Source organism: Edaphobacter sp., from assembly GCF_035763405.1.
GTDB lineage: Bacteria > Acidobacteriota > Terriglobia > Terriglobales > Acidobacteriaceae > Edaphobacter.
Map to the genome: position 1 here is coordinate 17,225 of NZ_DASUBE010000066.1, position 23,032 is coordinate 40,256.

The following is a 23,032-nucleotide window of genomic DNA, read 5'->3' on the forward strand; positions in this document are numbered from 1 at the left end:
AGCAATGATGAGCGATCGGCAAACTGGGCGGCCACGCTATCTGCGAATGCATGAACGCGACAATGTCGCGATTGTTGTGAACTCCGGTGGGCTGCCGTCTGGTGTGCAGTTTGAGTCGGGCTTGACTCTGACGGAGTCTGTGCCCGAAGCGCACAAGTTGGCATTGATCGATATAGAGCAGGGTGCGCCGATTGTGCGCTATGGCGTGACGATTGGACAAGCTACGAGATCCATCCGTCAAGGCAGTTGGGTGCATGAAGGGATGGTCGCTCTACCAACGGCACCCGACCTTGATCGAGCGCCACTGGCGACCGAGACACCAGTGCCACAGCCTGCGCTTGAGGGCTATACATTCGAGGGTTATCGCAACGCTGACGGTACAGTGGGGACTAAGAACATTCTGGGCATCAGCACAACGGTGCAGTGTGTCGCGCCCAGTGTGAACTTTGCCGTGAAAAGAATCAAAGCGGAGATCCTTCCTCGGTATCCGAATGTCGATGACGTCATTGCGATAACGCACAGCTATGGATGCGGTGTCGCTATCGACGCTCCTGGTGCTGAAATACCGATTCGAACACTGGGTAATCTCAGCCTGAATCCGAACCTCGGTGGTACTCCGTTGGTCGTCAGTCTGGGGTGCGAGAAGTTACAGCCTACGCGGATGCTGCCGGCAAGTAGGCTTCCAGTGCTTACTGAAGAGTCGTATGTGATGCGCTTTCAGGATGAGGAGCATCGCGGGTTCGGAGACATTGTTGCGGCCATCATGCGAATGGCGGAAAAGCGTCTGGAACGGCTCAATCAGCGTGTGCGCGTGAGTTGTCCTGCGTCGGACCTGGTTGTCGGCCTCCAGTGCGGCGGTAGTGATGCATTCTCCGGTGTTACCGCGAATCCGGCGGTGGGCTATGCGAGTGACCTGCTGGTGCGAACCGGCGCAACGGTGATGTTTTCCGAAGTGACGGAGGTGCGCGATGCGATTCATCTGCTTACCGCGCGCGCGGTAAATGAGTCCGTGGCCCGCGACCTGGTACGGCAGATGGCTTGGTATGACGCATATCTCCATCGCGGCGCGGCAGACCGGAGCGCAAATCCAACGCCTGGAAACAAGGAAGGTGGACTCGCGAATGTCGTCGAAAAGTCCCTCGGGTCGATTGCAAAGTCAGGGAGCAGCGCGTTGATGGGCGTAATTGGACCCGGCGAGCGAGTCAAGAGCAAAGGGCTAATCTTCGCTGCGACGCCGGCGAGCGATTTCATTTGTGGCACGCTGCAACTGGCGGCCGCGATGAACATGCATGTCTTTACAACAGGCCGGGGCACACCCTACGGACTGGCAATGGCTCCTGTCATTAAAGTTGCGTCGCGCACTGAGCTGGCAAACCGTTGGCCCGATCTGATCGATCTTGATGCAGGAAGAATTGCGACCGGCGACGCGACCATCGAAGAAATCGGCTGGGAGTTGTTTCATCTCATCCTCGATGTTGCCAGCGGACGCAAACAGACGTGGGCGGACCATTGGGGCCTACACAATGATTTCGCTTTGTTTAATCCCGCTCCAGTGACTTAATCAGAAGGCCGCGACCCCCGCATTCAAAGGGGGTTGGGTGCGCGATTACAAACCAATGACATTATGCAGACACGGTGCTGACACTCGGCTGAGCGCGTGTTGTTAGCGTAAAGGTGCGTCAGTAACTGGCACCTATGCGGCTTCTTAAACACTTCGAGCGGCGGAAAACCTTAGCGATGGCGCTTTGCGTCAGTTCAATGCTTTGGCTTCTATCAGTCCGCGCGTCGGTAGCTCAGAATACTCCGATTGTCTCCGGTGGAGTCGGTTTTCTGGACAGCACGAATACGGGAATCAACTTCTTCCAGCCGGTAGTTGCGCCGCTGGTCGTGGTTCCTATCGGCAGGCATCTGCTTGCGGAGTCCAGGTTTGACTTTCGCGAAGTGTACGCCCCTGAGGGCGGCAAGAATGGACCTTATAAGGGAACTTTCTTTAAGTCGACGCAATATCTGCAACTGGACTATATCGCTGCCTCGCACCTCACCCTTACTGTTGGCCGCTTCCTTACCCCTTTCGGCACTTACAATGAGCGACTGTCGGCAATCTGGATGCAGAACTTTCAAGACGCTCCACTGATCTTTCCCATTGGGACACGCACGACCGGTTCCAGCGACGGCGCGATGGTGCGCGGTGTACTGGTTTCGAAGCCAGAAGTTCAAGTCAATTACATCGGTTATTTTTCCGCGTTCAGCAGTGTGCCTCAGTTTGAGTCCGCGCGGGCGGCCGGAGACCGTATCGACGTTTACTTTCCGGGCAAGCGCGTTGAGGTCGGAACATCCTATGCGCGTTTCCTTCAGGGCACGCGTAACAACTCGTTTGGCACTGATTTCTGGTGGCAGCCATGGCGGGCGCCGTTGCAGGTCCGCTCTGAGTATGCTCACGGCGCACATGCGCAGGGCTACTGGTTGGAGGGTACTTACCGACTTTCGCAGTGGCGCGGCGCTGACAACTTCATCGGACGGTTGGAACCTCTATTTCGGATACAGCAGGTTTTTCGCAATAGTCCGGGTCCCGGTGACAGTCTTCCTGCGGCAGATACGAAGCAGGTCGACTTAGGCCTGGTGTACCACTTGCCGCAGGAAGTTCGCTTCACGACGAGCTACTCGCGCAAGCTCTCTGCCACAGGCAACGCGAACATCTGGGATATGGCGATCACTTATCGCTTCCTTTTACCGATGTGGCGAGGTGGCCAATGATTGCTATTCCTGCAAGAGTCCGTGGGCAGCGAGTCCGCCTCGTCCTCATCGTCCTCTGCGGTCTCGCCCTTTCCATGAGCTGCTTGCCTGCTCAGCCGCCGCATAAGAGAGGGGTTTCCAAGAAGACTGCCACGGCACAAGCGGTTGTGTCCAGCAGTGGCGAGCGGAAGTTCCAGGAGAATTGCAGCCGTTGTCATACGGCGCCGGAGCAACTCTCGCCACGGATTACCAGAACCATCGTGCTCCACATGCGCGTGCGCGCTTCTCTGAGTGCGGAAGATGCGCAAGACATCCTGCACTATCTGTCGCCTTAGAGGAATCTACGGGAAGATTTTGCAGCGAGGATCTTTGATTTGAATTTATTCAGGAGAAGTATTTATGAAACACAGGTTCTTCTTGCGGACGCTGATGGCAGTTGCTTTTGGTGCAATACTCTGCGTGCCTACAAGTTGGGCTGCGCAAAGTCAGCCACAACAAATTGAGATCGTGGCGAAGCGTTTCGAGTACATGCCTTCGGTGATCACTTTGAAAGAAGGAGTGCCAGTCGTGCTCATGCTGACGAGTAAGGATGTTGCACATGGGTTGAAGTTCAAGGAATTGGGTTTGAATATCAAAGCAAAAAAAGGGACCACAAGCAAAGTCACATTTACGCCTGAAAAGACCGGCACCTTCGTTGGCGAGTGCTCGGTCTTTTGCGGATCTGGGCACGGATCGATGAAGCTGACTCTCCGCGTGACGGAGTAATCAGATGCGCGCTGGGCAGGTTTTGCCAACGGTCTGTGCGCTTGCGCTGCTGACTGGTTGCAAGGTGTCCACGCCGAATCGATTTGAGCGGACTTTCCTTGAGGCGGTAAAGCACGACATTACCGTTCGCAATAAATCGGAGAAAAATCCCATGTCGTTCACGAAGGAGAATTTTGCAGCGGGCAAAGAAGCATACGGCCACTACTGTGTTGTATGTCATGGACTCGATGGGCAAAGCACGGGCGTTCCCTTTGCTAATCAGATGTCTCCGCCACTGCCGTCACTAGCTTCTGCTGAAGTGCAGTCGTACACCGACGGCCAGTTGAAGTGGATTATCGACAACGGAATCTCACCATCCGGGATGCCTGCATCGAAGGGAACGCTGAGCGACGACGAGATTTGGTCGATTGTGATCTTCCTTCGTCATCTACCTCCGGCAGGCAGTTTGGGAGAGCCTGAAGTTTACAACCACTAGAGCATTAATGAGGATATCCATGGGTTGGAGCATCTCGGCCGATGAAAAGGTAGTTGATGCCGTTATTTCCACCTTCCGCGATCCGGTGGACAAGGCAGCGGAGCGTCTTTCAGGTGTAGCTTGCGGGGAGTGGGAGCGAGCCTATCCATGGTTGATTGCCAGCGGGATGGCACTCTATTTCCTGCATCAGGTGCAGCAACTCCGACTTGAGGAATTTGTATCTGCACAGATGGTTGAAAGACTTCGACAGAATCTTGCAGATAATAGCAAACGGACTGAATGCCTGATGGATGAGTTTATCGCCATCAACCGCGTGTTTCTTGAGCATGGCGTGAGATACTGCAACGTCAAAGGGCTCACTCTCTCGCCTGGATATTGTCCCGATCCGGCATTGCGGAATCAGTTGGATTTTGACTTTCTGGTAGACCAATGTGACCTGGATCTCTGCCGTCGCGTCCTCGCTGAAATGGGATACACGTTGACGATGGCAACAGAAGTAGTGTGGGAATTCAAGGCGGGGTCGTCGGGTCCTGCACGGATTGCAGATCATTACAAACCGGGACCGCAACGGTCAGTCGAGTTGCACTTCTGCACCTCGGTCGCTGCGCCGCATGTGCTACTGCATGGTGAGTGGCTTGGCCGCATCGAGGAACGCACTTGGCATGGTTACAGCTTTCCTGTGCTGTCTGCTGGCGACCAGTTTCTGGTACAGGCGCTCCATGTCTTCTCGCACCTGCGTACTCCGTATACCCGTCTTTCGTGGCTGTTGGAGTACAACCGATTTGTATTTGCTCACCAGGACGATCGGGAACTGTGGAACAGAGTCCGTCAATACGCCGAGGCGAAGCGTGATGCGTATCTTGCCATTGGCCTGGCGAGCTATCTTTCGACCTGTCTCTTTGGGGGTTGTGCTCCTGCCCAACTTAATAGTTGGACACTTGATTGCCTGCCGGCGAATGTACGGTTCTGGGCAAATCGTTATGGACGAAGAACAGTCCTCTCAAGTCTTCCCGGAACCAAGTTGTACTTACTGCTGGAGAACGAGTTGACGGGGGCTGAAGACGACTGGCGGCAGATAAGACGTAGACGGCTCTTGCCGCTGCATCGAGTGCCGCGTATTACCTGCCCTGAGCCAAACGAAACCCTGTGGAGTAGGGTCAACAGGGGGCTGTTTCAAGCGCGATTTGCACTCTTTCGTGCACGCTTTCATCTCGTTGAAGGTGTGCGGTACCTGATTGAAGCAAGACGCTGGAAGCGGGACCTTGCCTTGCAAACACAGAGCAATCATCTGGTAGCAGTGGAGCAGAGGACGGTCTCCGAGTGATGAAGAAAGACCTCTTCATTCTCATCGTTGCAGGTCTGCTAGTGCCTGCCGCAAAAGCAGGCATTCTCCAACGCGGCAAAGTGCAGCTCATCTGTCATCGCACTGCGAACCGCGATATGCCGGAAAGCACGTTGGACGCGCTCGCGCTGGCAGCGCGTATGGGCTGTAACGTAGTCGAGGTTGATATTCGCCGGACTGCCGATGGCCAGCTCGTGCTGAATCACGACGGGATGCTTGAGCGGCTGACCGAAGCCATGGGCGATGTCGAGAGCACTTCCTATGATGAGCTCAAGTTGCTCGATACCGGAGCGGCGATGAGTGGCCGCTTTGCGCACATGCGCATTCCCTTGTTTGTGGATGCACTTCGCGTGGCGCGCGAACAGGGTATTGGCCTTCTTCTCGATATTAAGGACAAGGGTGAGGGGCCAGCTATTCTTGCGGCGCTGCGTCAAGAAGGAATGCTGGAAAGGGTGATCTTTGGCGGCAAATCAGACGATGTGCTTGCACTGTACCCGGAAGCGAATCGAGATCCAGTGGCGTGGCTTGACCCGGGCTGCACCGCCGTGCAAGTAGAAGCTCTTCATGCTCAGGGCAGGTTCGTGGTCGTGAACTTTTCAGCCAACGCATATGAGATGGACATGCCCTCCATGCGAAAGGCAGTTGCTGCGGGAGTGGATGCAATCAATGTGGATTATCCGAGACTCGGTGCGGACGCAGTGGGTCGTCCAGTCGAAGCAAAGCTTGCCGCACTGGCGTCTGCCGCGTCATCAGGGAAAGAGGAGAGCCGTGTCCGTGCAGTGCGCGAACTCTCATATTACGAGGGTTTTCCGACGCAAAAACTCTTTCTCCGGTGGCTCCACGATCCCGATGATCAAATCTCCCGTGCGGCTGCCGTTGCGTTGGTCACGGCACGCCCAGCAATCTCAGCGGACGTCTTCACCCGCGCGCTTTCTGCACGAGAGATGACTGCCCGGAAAAATGCGGCGTGGGCGCTTGGCATGATAGGTGCGCCGTGTTCGCCCGGACTTCTCGCCTTGCTGCAAGACAAGGATGCTGTGGTTCTGAGGGAGGCGTTGCTTGCACTGAGCCGTTGTCAGGGAGATGTGCCTGCGGACATACTCCTTCCATTTTTGAAAAACAGGACTCCAACTGTACGAGGAGCGGCCGCGCTTGCTCTTGCTCGTCATCAGCCGGAAGTCGCGGCTCATGCGATTCCGGAACTGCTCAACCAGGAAGAAAAGGAGATAGCCGAGGATTACGCGCGCTATGTGAGCCGCGGCAAACCAAAACTTACGCAGGCAGAGATCGATCCGATTGTGGAGACCTACCGCGAGCAGATGAAGCTAGTCCACTCGCTGGAACTGCTCTCGCCCGAAGACGCGCTGCATTCGCTTGCTGGTCAGGCTTTTCGTCCTGTGAGTGACTACTCACAGGTGACAGCACTCCTCGCCGGATACCAGCTTTGGGACCGCATCGCAGCCGATCCTGCTTTGGCGATCCAGGCCCTCGGTTCCACGGACGAGGTTGTGGCCGACCGTGCGGAGTGGATGTTGGTGAAGGCGGGCCCCGCAGTTCTTCAAGATGTGCGGCATGCCTTGCCAATATCCAGCCCTTCGGTTCAGGAGCGGCTGATACGTATCGTCGCGTGGCAGGGTGACAATCGGGCGCTGTCGCTTCTTCATGAACTCAGTCTCAGCAGGCCGCAGGAGAAAGTTCTAATCGACTGGGCAATTCACAAGATTGAGGTGCTCGGCTTCGAGTCGTGATATGAAACCGCGCATTTCAACAAAGGAGAGAGGTCTAATGTCCGATCTCGTGCAGGAATATAGAACGGACGCGAACGCTTTAGCAGCTTCAACTTATAGCGTGGCGACGCCAGAAGACGACCCGCTGTTGTGTAAGACCCTATTGCCGCTCCGCCGCGTATTTTTCCCGCTTGGCTTCGCTGTTGAGATTGAGACGAATTCAGAGCAAGTGCTTGATGCGGCAATGGAAAGTTGGGGTGGCCTGCGCCAGCGTTATTCGGATCGTGCCTTAAGGTTGTGTATCGGTGTCGTCAACACGGGTCCTGCGATTTGCCCTCCTGCCCCTGTTGTGCGTGCCAGGGGTCATTTGCTGTCCCTTGTCGCGGACGGCCACAATCAGGCATCCTGCGACCTCAAGGAAGGATTTGCGTTTGCGTGGTTGAATCGCGGAGCCATGCTCGATAGCAGCTATCTGCGCTATCACTTTCTTGAGGCGCTCGCGCTGACTCTTCTTGCGACATTGCGCGTGGTGACGGTACATGCTGCTGCCGTCAGCCGGTACGGGCGCGGTATGTTGCTCTGCGGAGCGTCCGGCGCGGGCAAGTCGTCGCTGGCCTACGGCTGCGCGCGTGCAGGCTGGAGTTATACATCCGATGACGCGAGCCATCTTCTGCGCGGTGTAGACCAGCCGCGCGTCATTGGCAATTCGCACCAGTTTCGCTTTCGTCCGTCCGCTCAGACTCTTTTCCCCGAGCTAGGCGGGCGCAGCCTGACACCCCGCGCACGCGGCAAGCCTTCGATTGAAGTCCCCACTTCCGAACTGCCGAACATTCTCGCAGTCGAAGAAGCCGCGATACACAACATTATCTTTTTGAACCGGCGTCCGTCTTCTGTTGCTCAGTTGAAGCCTCTTCCCAGGGGATTCGCGATGGATTATCTCCGTCAGCACGTGTATCCCGAGGAGGTCATCGACCTGTCGCAGACGGCCACATTGGAACAGCTTTCAGCTGTCGACACCTATGAGTTGCGCTATTCCGATCTCACGCGAGCTGTCGCTCAACTCGATCGTCTGGCCAAGGGTGAAGTCAGCGAGGCGATATGACGCAACTCATGGGAACTCCGGCCAAAACCATCTCTTCGTTGGAGGCGCGGCGGCAGCGCTGGCTGGCCAATGTTCCCCGCGGACAGTTCTGGGTATTTTTTACCGCAGCGATCTTCTTCAACTTCGGGTTCTCGGCGTACTTTTTCCTCTTCAACCTTTATTTGCTCAACTTTGGTTTTAACGAGAGGTTTCTCGGCTTCGTCGGCGGGCTAATGGCCATAGGCACGATCATCGGCACTATTCCTGCTGGAGTTGCGGCACAGCGATTTGGGTTGCGTGCGATTTTGACCGGATGTGTAGTGCTTACTGTGTGCTTCTCCATTCTCCGCGCTCTGATCGTCTGGCAACCCGCACAGCTTATCCTTGCTGTATGTTGCGGGCTTACGCTGTGCAGTTGGGCGGTTTGCCTTTCGCCTTCAGTCGCTGGCCTTGCCACAGAACAGCAGCGTCCTGTTGCCTTCAGCCTTATTTTTGCATCGGGTATCGGAGTCGCGGGATTCGGAGCTTTCTTCGCAGGTCGACTGCCGGCGTGGATTCTTTCACTTGCTCCGGGTTCGTCGCTTACATCCCCTCGGGCGACCGGCGCGGCGCTTCTTGTCTCATGCGGCATTGCGCTTCTGGCGCTCATCCCTATCTCCAGACTTACTTTGCGGGCAAATGCTTCCGGGCCGGAATTACCACGCTTTTCCAACCCCTTTTTACGCCGCTTCCTGCCCGCGATGGCCATCTGGGGTCTGGTTACGGGTTCATTCGCTCCGTTTGCGAATGTCTACTTTGTTCATCATCTTGGTTTTTCGATGGCACGTGCCGGTTCTGTCTTTTCGTTCGCCAACCTGGGGCAGTTCATCGCCGTGATTTGTGCGCCGTTGCTCTTCCGGCGCGCCGGTCTGGCTTCTGGCATTATGATGACGCAGTTGGCGGTTGCCGCGACGCTCGTTCTGCTCTCCGCGAGTCATGCCGAAGCGCAAGTCGCGGCGATTTACTGGATTTACATGTCGGCTCAGTCGATGAATGAGCCCGGCATTTATAACCTGCTAATGGACCGGATTCCGACTGCCGAACATAATGGAGCATCGGCGGCGGCATTCTTTGTTAGCGGAATTGCGCAAGCGGTGGCGGCGCTGGCAATGGGCGCGGCGATTGTCCGTTTTGGCTATTCGGCTGCGCTAATTGCGGTTGCCATGCTCGCAGGCATAGCGGCCATTCTCTTCGGGCGGCTACCGAGTGGGCAGCTTTTGCCACGGAGCACAGTCTGTGAGCTATAGTTTTGTCGGAGTTGGCTGGCAATGCTTAATTATCTCTTTTTTGTCATTTCGCGGGATGTCGGCAGATCCGCCTTTGTCCTGGCGGAAACTAAAGAGGGGGATTAGTGGGGCGATCATCCACATCTCAGCTCTGATCGGGGTAGATATATGAGTCTGATTCTTGTCATCGAAGACGATTCGCGCATTCAACGGGCACTGCAAAGATTGTTCATTGCAGAGGATTATGAGGTCCAGGTCGAAGGGGATGGCCCCTCAGGTCTGGCCGCCTGTAAAAGCCGCCGTCCCGCGGCGGTGGTGCTCGACCTGATGCTGCCCGGTCTTTCCGGTCGCAGCGTCTGCAAGGAGATCAAGGCATGGTCGAACGACACGCCGGTCATCGTGCTGAGCGCCGTGACTGAAGTGGCCGATAAGGTACTCCTGCTAGAAACGGGAGCAGATGATTACATGACCAAGCCATTCAGTCCGCGCGAGTTGCTGGCGCGCGTACAGGCAGCGATCCGGCGCACGCGAAGAAAGGTGGAAGGACTGCCGCTCGGTTTTGGCAATGTCACCGTCGATTTCGTCAAGATGGAGATATACAGAAGTGGCGCACTCGTTCCTCTCACCGCGCACGAATTCAAGCTGTTGCGGTATTTCTTTGAGAACCCCGGTCGCGCCATTGCTCGTGAGGAGCTACTCAGCGACGTGTGGGGTCTCAGCTTCCATCTCACTACGCGCACGGTGGACAACCAGATTCTGAAACTTCGCCAGAAGCTCGAAGTGGATCCTGCGAATCCAGTCCATTTCCGCACAGTCCATGGCGTTGGCTATAAATTTGTGCCGCATGTATAACAAGCGAGCGCCTCAAAAGGAATGAGTGACCGATGAAACACTGGCGCATGCGCACGATCCTGATGGCTTCACTGCTTGCCGCGTCGCTTGGGCTCACAGCGACATGTCTGCTGATCATCCGGCTCACGGTGCAGCAGGAGATCCACAAGGGTCTTAACGCCGATCTCTCTCACTCTCTCGATACCTTTCGCAATATCTCGCATCAACGCAACCAGATGCTCTCTCGGGAAGCCTCGCTGCTCGCAGACCTCCCCAGCCTCAAGGCATTGATGGTGACGCAGGATGCCCAGACAATCCAGGACGGAAGTCATGAGTTTTGGAGCATCAGCGGCAGCGACCTCTTTGCCCTCGCCAGCCAGACGGGTAAGCTATTTACCTATTCCAACCGCGGCCCTGCTCTCGACAACGACCTGGTTACGCGAGGCCTGCACGCCTGTATGGTCGAAGCTGACGATCCATGCACAGTCGCCTTCGGACCAAACCTCTACGTCGTTTCTATCCAGCCGCTGCTCTTCGGACCTCCGGCCAACGATTCGCAACTGGGCTATGTCATCATCGGTTACTCAATCGACGATCAGGTTGCCAGACAGGTCAGCGAGGCTGCCGCTGCGGAGGTTGCATTTATGGTGGATGACGGGGTTTCAGCCGCAACGTTGCCTGTGGCCAGACTGTCGGAGCTGCGGTCGCAGCGGCAGGAACTGGATGCAATGGGCGACACGCCCCGGAAGATCCAACTGGACAACGAAGTCTATGTGGCTGCCGCCGTTCCGTTGCCCGCTGCCGGTCGACGCAATGTACGGCTCGTCGTCCTTAAGTCATACGACCGCGCTAGCGAATATCTGCATCGTGTCAACCGTTGGATCGTCATGCTCGGGGCATTCGCATTGCTCATCGGTCTAGCTCTGGCGGCAGCAATCTCACGCATGATCACTCGTCCATTGGAGGCGCTTGCCTCAGGTGCGCGAGCGCTCGGACAAGGTGATTTCAACTACCGCCTCAGTCCCGACGGGGCGCAGGAAGTCCAGGAACTCTCGCAAAGTTTTGATAGGATGCGCGAAGAGTTGAAAAGCACCCATAAAGTGCTGCTCGAATCCGATCGCCTCGCCACAATAGGAAGGATGGCAAGCTCGGTATCACACGATCTACGTCACCATCTCTCCGCAATCTATGCCAACGCCGAATTTATGAGTCTTCCACATGCTGGCGCGAAAGAGCGGCTCGAATTGCTGCTGGAGGTGCGCGAAGGAATTCAAGGAATGACTGATCTGATCGAATCGCTGCTGCTTTTCAGTCAAACTGGTCAGACACTCCATCTTGTGTACGAGTCAGTAGGTCAACTTGTAGAGCGTACGATTCATTCAGTGCGCCAGCATCCCGAGTGCAGCTCCGTCGAAATTTGTGCTTCTGACCTGGGCTTCGTCGATGCTTGGGTCGACCCCAAAAAACTGGGTCGCGCGGTGTATAACCTCTTGTTGAATGCTTGCCAGGCAGCGAAATCCGGCAAGGCATCACCTGTTGTAGTGGTCACGGTATCAGAGGATGAGGAAAAGATCCGAATTGCCATCCGCGACTCTGGACCGGGCGTGCCGAGTGCAATTCGTCAAACCCTCTTTCAGCCCTTCGTCAGCGCCGGGAAGGAAAACGGCGTAGGCCTCGGCCTGACGCTTGCACAACATATTGCCCAGGAGCACGGTGGGGAAGTGAAGATTGAGGAGTCTATGCCCGGCAAGACTGTCTTCAGCATCCTGCTATACAAGCGATTCTTGAAGGAGCCTCACCACAAGCAACAGCCGGACTCTGTCACCATCAGCAACATCAACGAGCAGATAGGCACTGCTGGCAGTACAGAAATCTGAAGCCTCTGTGAGCACCTATGGACCGTATAGCGATTCGCTCATCCACGTTTTCATTGCATCCTATTCGCCGCCGTTTCACTTTCGTTGCCTTACTGCTTACGTTGAGCTGCGCGGCACCGGCAGGCCAGACGGCATTGGGCTCAGCGGCCAGATCGGGATATGTAGTCGACACTGCGGATGCGAACTCATCTCGTCTTGCAGAAATGGAGGACCGTCTCAATAAGGTGACGGTCGCGCTTACCAGAACACAGAAGGCGCTCCAGGAGTCGTCGGAGCAGATTCAGCAGCTTCGCGTTCAGATCGAAGCCATGCGTACACAGATGCCCGTCAATGCGGCTGGCGTCAGCGGTGCAACTACGGCCACTTCGCCTTCGAGCAACGAGAATACTTCTGCCGTCGCGCAAAGCCTGGAGTCCATCCAGGAAGAGCAGAATGCCGTACAGGCAGAAATCAAGCAACACGATCAGACCAAAGTTGAGACCTCCTCCAAATATCCCGTTCGAATTTCGGGTCTGGCGCTCTTCAACGCTTTCTTCAATGCAGGGGTTGTCGACAACGTGGAGCTTCCCACACTGGCATTTCCACGTGCTTCCGGAGCGTCGCACGGCAGCGCAGGAGCTACGCTGCGACAAACCGTTCTTGCGCTCGACGCCACGGGGCCAAGGTTGGGCAGCGCCCGCAGTTCCGCTCGAATTGGTGTTGATTTCTTTGGCGGCACGTCCTCGAATATGTATGGCTACAATTCCGCCGCAGGCGTCATGCGTATGCGGGAAGCGATGGCCAGGCTCGATTGGGATAAGACAACAGTTGATGTTGGTTATTCGAGACCCTTCATCTCACCGCTCTCTCCGGACTCCTACGCAACCGTCGCGCAGCCTGCTCTGGCCGGTTCCGGAAATCTCTGGAGTTGGTCGCCTCAGCTTCGGGTCGAACAGCGTGTCCCATTTCTTGATGGACACGCGCTCGCTCTGGAAGGAGGTTTTATCTATCCGCAGTCTCCGGGCTACACTGCTATCCAACTTGATAGTCCTGTTGAATCCTCCCGTCATCCGGGTTATGAAGGTCGAGTCTCCTATCGCAATGCGGGCGACTTCAGCGACATCGAACACTCTTTCGAGTTTGGCATCGGTGCTTACTCCAGCAACCTGTTCTATAACAGTTCCACGCGGATACACGCTTGGGCAGTTACAGGTGACTGGAGGATTCCAGTGAAATGGTTCGAGCTCAGGGGTGAGATCTATCGCGGCCGCTCACTCGGCGGTCTCGGCGGAGGAGCATACAAGGACACGTTGACAGGTAAGGATGCTGTCACGGGCCTTGCCGTTACCCGCGGCGTCGAAGCCGCTGGCGGCTGGAGCCAGTTGAAACTCCGACTCGGACAAACCTTCGAGGCCAATGCTATGTTCGGCTTCGACAACGCCTTCAGCAGCAACTTTGAGGGGCTTGTCTTGTCTCCCTCCCCAAACCCTTTTCAGGCCTACGCACGAAATAGTACTGTTGCCGGAAATCTTATCTTTCGTCCCCGCACATATCTCATCCTTTCGCCCGAGTACCGTCGAATACTTAGCAGGCGTTATTCTGGCACGGACAACGTTGCGAATGTCTTCACCATTACTGCGGGGTATCAGTTTTGACTCTGAATTTCCGTAGGACCGTCGTGAGTGAGCGTAATAAATGACGATTAGGCTGACAAAGAGTCGCTGTTGCTTCCGTGTGGCGGCGCTCTCGATCCTTACGCTGACGCCGTTTGCCTGGTCACAGGCGGTCGATGTCTCCGCGCATGTTGAAGTCAAACGCCAGACGGGCCGCGCACATACTGAGCATACCTCCTCCGCCGACGTTGTTATCTGGTTAGTTGCAACCCGGAAAACGCAGGTCCCGTCCGATCCGGGAAAGACGAAGACCTATACCCTGGTGCAAAAGAACAAAAAATTCATCCCACACCTGCTCGTAGTTCCCACCGGTAGTAATGTCGATTTCCCCAACCTCGATCCCTTCTTTCATAATGTGTTTTCACTCTTCAACGGCAAGCGATTCGATCTTGGCCTCTACGAAGCGCACACGCATCGCGCAGTTCGATTCGATCGCGAGGGCGTCTCCTATATCTTTTGTAATATTCATCCGGAGATGGGCGCCGTTGTCATCACGCTCAGCACTCCCTACTATGGCATCTCCAAAGCCGACGGGACCATCGTCATTCATAATGTCCCGCCCGGCAGCTACCGGCTGCACATCTGGGCGGAAAATGTCGACAACGAGCGTCTCAATGCGCTGGGCCGCATCGTAGAAATCTCCTCCGGAAACACGCGGCTCGGAGACTTCCGTCTCACCGCCACCGGCGACATGATGAACCATCATGCGAACAAGTTCGGCGAAGACTATCCACCTGATGTCACGAATCCCTACTGAAGCATCAGCACTTATTTAGTGCTATTCCCTGTAATTTTGATCAACACAAGACCCTGCGGAGGGATTTCAACCGTCAGTTCGCCTCCACTGAGCGACGTCTCTTCCGGAGGCGAAGGCTGCCCTACCGCTCGAAGCTGGACAATCTGCTCGCGCGTAGGGAATGCAGGACGCCCCATTGCATCGTAGGCATTGATCACGTTACCGTGATTGGCATCCAGCCGCCAGATCTCCGCCGATGCGTTGGGAGCGACACCCGTAAGGTGGACGTGGAAGGTCTTTGCCGGCCCTGGGGCTGCCGGAGGCTGGGTATATGTTGCGCCCGTGCCGTAGGGGGGAGCATAGTTCCACAGCAACACAGCGGTGCTTCCATCGTCTGCTCTCGTCGCAAGCGCAGCGTCGGAGTCTACCTTCAGCCTGCGGTTGCCGAGCCGATGTAGCATCGCAAATGCGTTCAGCGCAGGCTTCGGAATGCTGTCCTCTGCAATCAGGCCGTAGCCACCATAGAACGGGGTCTTTACCACACCCTGCTCCTCGAAAACATCGGAGAATGACCAGTAGCTCATCGCCTCCGTCAGGCCGTCACATTGGCTCACCGTTTCGGCCAGCCATGGCCCCATGTAGACAGTGTCGGTCACGTCCGGCTCGTTGGCATAGCTGGCGTTGTACTCGCTGAAGATGAGCGGTGTCTTCGGGAACGGTGAGGCTGCAATCTCGTCATGCACCTTGCGCACGGATCGGCACACCATGCGGTCGCGCGGGATCTGCTCATTGGTATGAAGGACGTCTTTGGCTGTGTCGTTCGCGTAGACATGGGTCGTCACGAAGTCAACCGGCACGTTGTTTTCCTTGCAATGTTCAAGAAACGCCGGAATCCATGCCGCCTGCGCCGTGGCCGGCCCGCCTACGCGAATGCGGCTGTTGACTTTTTTGAGCGCACGCGCAGTGTGGTCATACAGCTCAAAGTAGGTTGCCTGCTTCGGCTTACCTACCCAGAAATCGATGTTCGGCTCGTTCCATACCTCGAAGTCCCACTTCGAAACCTCGTCGATGCCATAGCGGTCAATGAGGTGTTGCGCAAACGCCTCAACCATGCCGTCCCACAGCTCGTAATCCTTCGGCGGCGAGACGTTCTGCTTGTACCAGAAGGCGTGCAGAGCAGCCGGGTCGGAGGCCATGTCCTTCGGCATGAAGCTCAACTCAACGAATGGCTGTATGCCATTGGCCAACAATCCGTCGTAGATCTGATCGACGTAGGAAAAGTTATAGACTGGCTTGCCGTTCCGGTCGAGGTGGAAGAGTCCAACGTCGTCTAGAAAGATGCCGTGAAAACGGACGGCCTTGAACCCGGTGACCTTCTTCACCGTGCGTAGGTCGTCACGGTAGCTCTCACGTAGCGAGAGGGTGGCCCTACCGGATCCGAATATCTGCTCCCAGAAGTGCGGAAAGGCGGTTGTCGCACCTTGCGCGTTCACGTCAACGCGAACCACGGACGACTCTGTTTGCGAGTAGGCCGGAAGCGCCGAAAGCACGACGAAAAGCAGGCAACAGGGAAGAAATCGCATATGCATCACTCTATGCCAATGTACCAGCCGCAATGCGCAAGAGGTATCGAGCGGCCCGCTAGTGAGAGGCCGTTTTCGTCGGCTCGCTGGTGGACGAATGCACCGGTTTCCGCGTCGTTTTTGAGGTCGTCTTACGCTTCCGGATGTGCGGCGCAGGAGGGCAAGGTGCAGGCGTGGCAGCGACTGTGCGTGGAGCTGCCCGTGCTGCGGCTTCCAGATTGTGGAGTTGCAGGTCGTGCGCTACCGCTGCGGACTGCATCTGTTCGGCGAACGCACGCCTGCCGTCTTCAAGACTGGCGAGCGCCCTTTGCAGCGTCACTGACTGATCCCGAGGGGCGGCAAGGCGTCCTGCCTCCGTCACACGGAGTAGCACGTCATACAGCGCCTCAATGTTGCGATAGGCAGGCAGCGCGTGTGCGACTGAGGAGGGTTCCTGGTCGGCAGCAGTCAGCAGAGGCGGCAGCGTCACCTCAAGATCGCGGCGGATCGAGTCGATATTTGCGGTGGTCGCCTCACGTACGCTGCCTGGCGCCTTCCACTTCTCGGGGTGTAAGACCTCCAACGCTTCACCTACGACATTGAGCGAAGGCTGCATGATTGCCGAAGGCCGCGACATAGGGTGCGCTGTGGGGGCATTTGCGGGGGGTGATTGTTGTCCCTTTGCGGCGATCCCAAGCCAGCAAAAGGTTGTTAACAAAAGAACCTGTGATCGTAGATGTGCTTGAGTCAGTGTCATCCTATAGCCTGTGCCATCGCCCTTCTTCGGCCAAGACGGACGCAGAAAAGCGATAGCTTTGTAATAGTAGAACTTCGCAGCCTGTAGTTTGATGCTATTACCTTCACTCAGGCAACCTCGTCCCTCAAGACTTTGGTCGATTCAAGCAACCTGCGGCCTTGGTCTGGGAATCGGTTACGGTACTGGAATGCGGCATGCTCGGCGAGAAGAAGGCACTATTGAGAGAACACTTCCCAAACTGTAAGCACAGCCACGCGCAAACTCGGCCACAAGCCATGCAGAATCATTGACTCCGATATAACAGCATCCCATCGAGCAGTCTAAATTCGTCCTGCCGCACGCAGTGAGGCTATCTCCTCATCCGTGAAGACATTAGAGCGGATCAGGAAGCGAATGCCCTCCGGATTTTCCAGCGAGAACATACCACCGCGTCCAGGAACGACGTCCAGGATAAGCTGCGTGTGCTTCCAGTACTCAAACTGGCTCCGGCTCATGTAGAACGGCGTCTCCCCCAGTATTCCGATCAGCATGTCGCTGTCGCCGACGAGAAACTCGCCACGTGGATAGCACATCGGCGAGCTTCCGTCGCAACACCCGCCGGACTGATGAAACATCAGGTCGCCGTGCTTCCGCTTGAGCTTCGCGATCAGCTCCATAGCGGCTGGCGTAGCGATGACTTGTTGAGGAATAGAGGGCATAACAGCGTGGTCCAATGTGGACTGCAACGCCTCCACTGGTTGCGGCAAGTGGAGGCGTTGCAGTAGCCAGGCGCGAAGGTCTAAAAGAAGCCCATCGCGTTGGGGTTGTAGCTGACGAGCTGGTTCTTCGTCTGCTGATAGTGGTCAAGCATCATTTTGTGGTTCTCGCGTCCGATGCCGGACTGCTTGTATCCGCCAAAGGCCGAGTGCGCCGGATACAGGTGATAGCAGTTCGTCCAGACACGTCCCGCCTGGATGTTGCGTCCGAAACGGTAGGCGCGGTTCAAGTCGCGTGTCCAAACGCCTGCCCCTAAGCCATACAGCGTGTCATTGGCAATCGACAGGGCCTCTTCCTCGTCTTTGAACGGAGTAACCGAAACCACCGGCCCGAAGATCTCCTCCTGGAAGATGCGCATCTTGTTGTTGCCTTCAAAGACTGTCGGTTCAATATAAAATCCGTTGGCCAGGTCGGCCCCATTGTCCGCCCGCTTGCCGCCCGTGAGGACCTTCGCGCCTTCCTTTTTGCCGATGTCAAGATAGGAAAGGATCTTCTCCATCTGTTCGGTTGAAGCCTGCGCGCCGATCATCGTGTCGCGATCCAGCGGATTGCCCCGCTTGATCTTCTTCACGCGGTCGAGCGCCCGCTCCATGAATTTGTCGTAGATGGACTGTTGGACCAGCGCACGCGATGGGCAGGTGCAGACTTCTCCCTGGTTCAGCGCAAACATCGTGAAGCCTTCCAGCGCCTTGTCGAAGAAGGCGTCGTCCTCACGCATCACATCGGCGAAGAAGATGTTGGGACTCTTGCCGCCCAGCTCCAGCGTGACGGGGATGATGTTCTGCGAGGCGTACTGCATGATGAGTCGTCCCGTGGTGGTTTCTCCGGTAAAGGCCACCTTATTCACGCGCGTGCTTGAGGCGAGCGGCTTGCCGGCTTCCAGACCGAAGCCATTGACGACGTTGAGGACGCCGGGTGGCAGAAGGTCGCCAATCAACTCCATCAGAACAAGGATACCGAGCGGAGTCTGTTCGGCTGGCTTCAGCACCACGCAGTTACCTGCGGCCAGCGCGGGTGCGAGCTTCCAGGCTGCCATCAGCAGCGGGAAGTTCCACGGAATGATGAGGCCGACGACGCCCAAGGGCTCGTGGTAGTGGTAGGAGATGGTGTCGTGGTCAATCTCCGAGATTCCTCCCTCCTGCGCACGAATGGCGCCGGCGAAGTAACGGTAGTGGTCGACGCAGAGGGGGAGGTCGGCAGCCAGGGTCTCGCGGATTGGCTTGCCGTTGTCCCATGTCTCGACGGTGGCCAGCATCTCCAGGTTATCTTCCATGCGCTGGGCTATCTGTTCGAGAATGTGGGCCCGTACAGCGGTGGATGTGCGACCCCACGCTCCCTTGGCGGCGTGGGCGGCATCAAGTGCCCGGTTGATGTCGTCGGCGTTCGAGCGCGGAATCTCGCAGAGGACCTCGCCGGTGACTGGTGTGACATTTTCAAAATAGGTGCCAGAGGCGGGCGCAACCCACGCTCCGCCAATGTAGTTGCCATATTGTTTTCGAAACTTAACGGGAAACCCGTATGACCCGGGTGCGACTTTGCTGGCTGGTGCGGTGGTCATGGTGGACATGGGGTGCGCTCCTTCATCGATTTGGATGTCTTTTTAGACGGGCGTGGGTGAGCTTGTGGGAGATCGCCTACGTCTGGGCGTAGCTACGGTACTCCTGCGCGATGAGGCGCTGCAAACGTGCCGCCCGGCCATCCATGGGTTCCAGCATAGTCAGCACAAAACACGAGCGTTAGCAGAAATCGGCAAATTTCAGGAAATTTTTTGTCGGAAGGCCATGCCTGATTGCCGATTCTTGATAACCCCACCAGGCGTAGTCCCATAATAATGAGGACTGCGAGGCGGCATGGAAGAACACGCAAAGCTCAAGGCAACGCTGAACACCTGGCAGCTATGGGGGATCGCAGTCGGCCTCGTCATCTCAGGCGAATACTTTGGCTGGAGCTATGGCTGGGCCAGCGCGGGCACACTCGGCTTTCTATTGACCACCGTTCTGGTGGCCACCATGTATACGGCGTTCATCTTCAGTTTTACTGAGCTGACGACGGCAATCCCCAGCGCGGGCGGCCCATTCGCTTACGCTCAGCGCGCCTTTGGCGATACAGGAGGCTACATCGCAGGCGCAGCCACTCTGGTGGAGTTCGTCTTCGCGCCACCGGCGATTGCGCTGGCCATCGGGGCCTACCTTCACGTCCAGTTTCCGGACCTTTCGCCCAGACATGCGGCGGTGCTGGCCTATGTGTTCTTCATGGCGATCAACATCATCGGTGTGAAGATTGCCGCGAGCTTCGAGTTCATTGTTACGGTGCTTGCAATCATCGAGCTGCTGGTCTTTATGGCGGTCGTCGCTCCCGGCTTCAGGCTGAGCAACTTCCTCGCGCACGGATGGGCCGGCCACGATCACTTCTCTGCCATCACCGTTGCGGGTATGTTTGCTGCGGTTCCTTTTGCAATCTGGTTCTTTCTCGCCATCGAAGGTGTTGCGATGGCAGCTGAAGAGGTGAAGCGTCCTTCGCGTTCCATCCCGATTGCGTACATTGCCGGAATCATGACGCTCCTATTGCTGGCGATTGGTGTGATGGTTTTTGCTGGAGCCGTTGGTGACTGGCGCGTGCTGGCCGACATCAACGACCCGTTGCCGCAGGCGATGAAGATCATCGTCGGAGCAAAGAGCGGATGGCTGCACATGCTCGTCTGGCTGGGTCTGTTCGGGCTTGTGGCCTCGCTGCACGGAATCATCTTCGGCTATTCGCGGCAGATCTTTGCGCTGGCCCGCGCCGGCTATCTTCCATCAGTTCTCGGCAAAGTCCATTCGCGTTTCAATACACCGTATCTTGCGATCCTTGCCGGTGGCCTGGTTGGCATCGCGGCGATTTACAGCGACTCGTGGATTACCATCGGAGGGCAGCCGTTGACGGCGAACATTGTCACCATGTCCGTGCTTGGTGCTTTGGTCATGTATGTCGTCAGCATGTTCGCACTCTTCCGGCTGCGCACGACAGAGCCGCACCTTTCGCGGCCATTTCGCGCACGACTGTATCCGTTCGCGCCTATTTGGACGCTACTTTGCGCGGGAATTTGTATTGCCAGTCTTGTTTACTACAATCGTCTGATTGCGCTGATGTTTGTTGGCCTGCTGGTTGTGGGATACCTTGGACTGCGGCTGAGCTGGCGCGGAAAGAGGTTCGTGCCGGAGGCTGCCGATGCTGTCGAGGAGCATTCCGGATCGTGAGCTTTTCTCATACAACCCGCGGGCGGACCTATCGGTTCGAGGACCTCAAGACGCTGCTTGCCAAAGCAAGTCCGCTTCGCTCAGGCGATGTTCTCGCCGGGGTTGCGGCTGAGTCGGAGATCGAACGGGCTGCGGCCCGTTTTGCTCTGGCCGACGTTCCGTTGGTTCGGTTTCTCGCTGAGGCCGTTGTCCCGTATGAGAACGACGACATAACGCGCCTCATCATCGACACGCACGATGCCGAGGTCTTTTCCCCCATCCGCCATCTCACCGTGGGCGAACTACGCGAATGGATACTCGGCGAAGAGCGCGATGCCGAAGCCTTGTCTGCCGTCTCGGCTGGATTGACGCCGGAGATGGTCGCCGCCGTCTCGAAGTTGATGCGCAACCAGGACCTGATTCTCGCCGCGAAAAAGTGCCGCGTCGTCACGCGCTTCCGCAATACGCTCGGCCTGCCAGGGCACATGGCGGTCCGCCTTCAGCCAAACCATCCTACCGACGACATTCAAGGCATCCTCGCTTCCACGGTAGACGGCCTGCTCTACGGCTGCGGCGATGCTGTGATTGGCATCAATCCGGCAACCGACAGCACAACGAAGGCCATTGAACTTCTCTGGGCGCTTGACAACTTCCGGCAGCGGTTCGAGGCGCCTGTGCAGTCCTGCGTCCTGATGCACGTCACCAATACGATGACGGCCATCGAGTCCGGGGCACCGGTCGATCTGGTATTTCAGTCGATCGCCGGGACCCAGAAGGCAAATCAGAGCTTCGGTATCACACTCAGCCTGCTACAGGAGGCCCACGAGGCCGTGCTTTCACTCAAACGCGGTACCGTCGGACAGAACTGCATGTACTTCGAGACAGGGCAGGGAAGTGCGCTCTCCGCCGATGCGCACTTCGGGGTAGATCAGCAGACCTGCGAGGCGCGGTCCTATGCGGTGGCGCGCAGATACGCGCCTCTGCTGGTCAATACCGTCGTCGGCTTCATTGGGCCGGAGTATCTTTTCAACAGCAAGCAGATCATTCGCGCAGGACTGGAAGACCACTTCTGCGGCAAGCTGCTGGGCCTGCCCATGGGATGTGATGTGTGTTACACCAACCACGCAGAGGCCGACCAGGATGACATGGACACGCTGCTGACACTGCTTGGCGTCGCCGGTGTGAACTTCATCATGGGTGTTCCCGGCGCCGACGACATCATGCTCAGCTACCAGAGCACCTCGTTCCACGACACACTCTATGTGCGCGAGGTCCTCGGACTCAGGCGCGCTCCCGAGTTCGAGCAATGGTTACAGCAGATGGGGATCGTCAACCGCGACGGCAGGCTTGCACCTTCGGGGAACGCGGCCAGGGCGCTGCTTTCAGGAAGCCCTCTATCAGTCGAGGCGCCATGAGTAACCCTCTCGTCACGCTCGATCCATGGCAGACGCTGCGGCGGTATACACCGGCACGCATCGGTATGGGGCGAGTGGGAACGAGCCTGCCTACTAAGGCGTTGCTGGAGTTCGGAATGGACCACGCACACGCTCGCAGCGTCATCTCCGCTCCACTTGAGATTGGCCATCTGGCACGCGAACTGGAACGGAGCGGCTTCCATACAATTCACGCGCGGAGCCGGAGCAAAGATCGCGAGGAGTATCTTCACCGCCCCGATCTTGGCCGCAGGCTCGACCCAGCGTGCGTCGAGGGTCTTCGTCCGCAATCAAGCGCCGTGCGCCGCCTCACCGTCGTGGTTGCTGACGGACTCTCGTCACTCGCTCCCATGCAGCATGCGCTCCCTCTGCTGCTTATACTCAGGCAGCAGTTACCGGAGTGGGACCTGGACGACATCGTGCTTGCAACCCAGGCTCGCGTTGCGTTGGGAGACGAGATTGGCGAGCTGCGCGGCGCGGAGGCGGTGGTGGTGCTCATCGGCGAACGACCCGGACTTAATGCCGCCGATAGCCTTGGGGCATACCTTACCTATCGTCCGTGCATTGGACGAACAGACGCGGAGCGGAACTGCATCTCGAACATCAGGCCCACAGGCCTCACCTTCGAGCAGGCTGCGCACAAGTTGGCCTATTTGCTGCGCAAGGCCCGCCTTTTGGGGAGTACCGGCATCCACCTCAAAGATGACAGTGACGATGCCGCGCAAGCTATTGCAGGTCATGCCGGTACGCTTCTTATGAAAGAAGACTTAGGAGATATGCCAATGCCTCACACCTAGCGCATACTATCTTTTTATATTTTTTTAA

General features: G+C 56.9%; 19 protein-coding genes. 15 read left to right on the top strand and 4 right to left on the bottom strand.

Annotation, left to right across the window (positions count from 1 at the left end):
- Window positions 1-7: 7 nt before the first annotated feature.
- From garD to VFU66_RS06535, 12 genes are all read left to right on the top strand, one after another.
- Window positions 8-1,561, top strand: a complete 1,554-nt coding sequence (garD, locus tag VFU66_RS06480) for a galactarate dehydratase (RefSeq protein ID WP_326445425.1) — start codon at window positions 8-10, stop codon at window positions 1,559-1,561.
- A 134-nt stretch (window positions 1,562-1,695) separates the two neighbouring features.
- Window positions 1,696-2,754, top strand: coding sequence for a hypothetical protein (locus VFU66_RS06485; protein WP_326445426.1), 1,059 nt, complete (start codon window positions 1,696-1,698; stop codon window positions 2,752-2,754).
- Window positions 2,755-3,132: 378 nt separating this feature from the next.
- Window positions 3,133-3,498: a cupredoxin domain-containing protein gene (locus VFU66_RS06490; RefSeq protein WP_326445427.1), complete on the top strand. Its 366-nt coding sequence runs from the start codon at window positions 3,133-3,135 to the stop codon at window positions 3,496-3,498.
- A gap of 4 nt (window positions 3,499-3,502) precedes the next feature.
- The gene (locus tag VFU66_RS06495; RefSeq protein ID WP_326445428.1) at window positions 3,503-3,973 is read left to right on the top strand and encodes a c-type cytochrome; all 471 of its coding nucleotides are present in this window, start codon (window positions 3,503-3,505) and stop codon (window positions 3,971-3,973) included.
- Between the two features lie 19 nt (window positions 3,974-3,992).
- Window positions 3,993-5,297, top strand: a complete 1,305-nt coding sequence (locus tag VFU66_RS06500) for a nucleotidyltransferase family protein (RefSeq protein ID WP_326445429.1) — start codon at window positions 3,993-3,995, stop codon at window positions 5,295-5,297.
- On the top strand, window positions 5,297-7,063 hold the full coding sequence (locus VFU66_RS06505) for a glycerophosphodiester phosphodiesterase family protein (RefSeq protein ID WP_326445430.1): 1,767 nt from the start codon (window positions 5,297-5,299) through the stop codon (window positions 7,061-7,063). Before VFU66_RS06500 ends, VFU66_RS06505 begins: the two co-directional genes overlap by 1 nt.
- Before the next feature lie 37 nt (window positions 7,064-7,100).
- Window positions 7,101-8,144: an aldolase gene (locus tag VFU66_RS06510; protein ID WP_326445431.1), complete on the top strand. Its 1,044-nt coding sequence runs from the start codon at window positions 7,101-7,103 to the stop codon at window positions 8,142-8,144.
- Entirely contained in the window at window positions 8,141-9,409 is a 1,269-nt protein-coding gene (locus VFU66_RS06515) for an MFS transporter (protein WP_326445432.1), read from the top strand. Before VFU66_RS06510 ends, VFU66_RS06515 begins: the two co-directional genes overlap by 4 nt.
- A 147-nt stretch (window positions 9,410-9,556) precedes the next feature.
- A complete protein-coding gene (locus VFU66_RS06520; RefSeq protein ID WP_326445433.1) occupies window positions 9,557-10,240 on the top strand; it encodes a response regulator transcription factor in 684 nt (227 codons plus the stop codon).
- A gap of 32 nt (window positions 10,241-10,272) precedes the next feature.
- On the top strand, window positions 10,273-12,096 hold the full coding sequence (locus VFU66_RS06525; RefSeq protein ID WP_326445434.1) for a sensor histidine kinase: 1,824 nt from the start codon (window positions 10,273-10,275) through the stop codon (window positions 12,094-12,096).
- Window positions 12,097-12,113: 17 nt separating this feature from the next.
- On the top strand, window positions 12,114-13,730 hold the full coding sequence (locus tag VFU66_RS06530; protein WP_326445435.1) for a hypothetical protein: 1,617 nt from the start codon (window positions 12,114-12,116) through the stop codon (window positions 13,728-13,730).
- A 40-nt stretch (window positions 13,731-13,770) separates the two neighbouring features.
- On the top strand, window positions 13,771-14,505 hold the full coding sequence (locus tag VFU66_RS06535) for a hypothetical protein (RefSeq protein WP_326445436.1): 735 nt from the start codon (window positions 13,771-13,773) through the stop codon (window positions 14,503-14,505).
- A gap of 11 nt (window positions 14,506-14,516) precedes the next feature.
- On the opposite strand, the gene VFU66_RS06540 is transcribed toward VFU66_RS06535, so the two are convergent.
- From VFU66_RS06540 to adh, 4 genes are all read right to left on the bottom strand, one after another.
- Window positions 14,517-15,992, bottom strand: a complete 1,476-nt coding sequence (locus VFU66_RS06540; protein WP_326445437.1) for a GH39 family glycosyl hydrolase — start codon at window positions 15,990-15,992, stop codon at window positions 14,517-14,519.
- A gap of 133 nt (window positions 15,993-16,125) precedes the next feature.
- On the bottom strand, window positions 16,126-16,629 hold the full coding sequence (locus tag VFU66_RS06545; RefSeq protein ID WP_326445438.1) for a hypothetical protein: 504 nt from the start codon (window positions 16,627-16,629) through the stop codon (window positions 16,126-16,128).
- A gap of 494 nt (window positions 16,630-17,123) precedes the next feature.
- Window positions 17,124-17,501 (bottom strand): DUF779 domain-containing protein, encoded by a 378-nt coding sequence (locus VFU66_RS06550; protein ID WP_326445439.1) that lies wholly within the window; start codon window positions 17,499-17,501, stop codon window positions 17,124-17,126.
- 80 nt (window positions 17,502-17,581) lie between these two features.
- A complete protein-coding gene (gene adh, locus VFU66_RS06555) occupies window positions 17,582-19,126 on the bottom strand; it encodes an aldehyde dehydrogenase (RefSeq protein ID WP_326445440.1) in 1,545 nt (514 codons plus the stop codon).
- A gap of 283 nt (window positions 19,127-19,409) precedes the next feature.
- Between adh and eat the strand changes: the two genes are divergently transcribed.
- The 3 genes from eat to eutC are packed head-to-tail and all read left to right on the top strand — an operon-like array spanning window position 19,410 to window position 23,004.
- The gene (gene eat / locus VFU66_RS06560) at window positions 19,410-20,795 is read left to right on the top strand and encodes an ethanolamine permease (RefSeq protein ID WP_326445441.1); all 1,386 of its coding nucleotides are present in this window, start codon (window positions 19,410-19,412) and stop codon (window positions 20,793-20,795) included.
- The gene (locus VFU66_RS06565; protein WP_326445442.1) at window positions 20,792-22,189 is read left to right on the top strand and encodes an ethanolamine ammonia-lyase subunit EutB; all 1,398 of its coding nucleotides are present in this window, start codon (window positions 20,792-20,794) and stop codon (window positions 22,187-22,189) included. Before eat ends, VFU66_RS06565 begins: the two co-directional genes overlap by 4 nt.
- On the top strand, window positions 22,186-23,004 hold the full coding sequence (gene eutC / locus VFU66_RS06570) for an ethanolamine ammonia-lyase subunit EutC (RefSeq protein ID WP_326445443.1): 819 nt from the start codon (window positions 22,186-22,188) through the stop codon (window positions 23,002-23,004). The genes VFU66_RS06565 and eutC overlap by 4 nt, the downstream gene beginning before the upstream one ends.
- The last annotated feature ends 28 nt before the right edge of the window (window positions 23,005-23,032 follow it).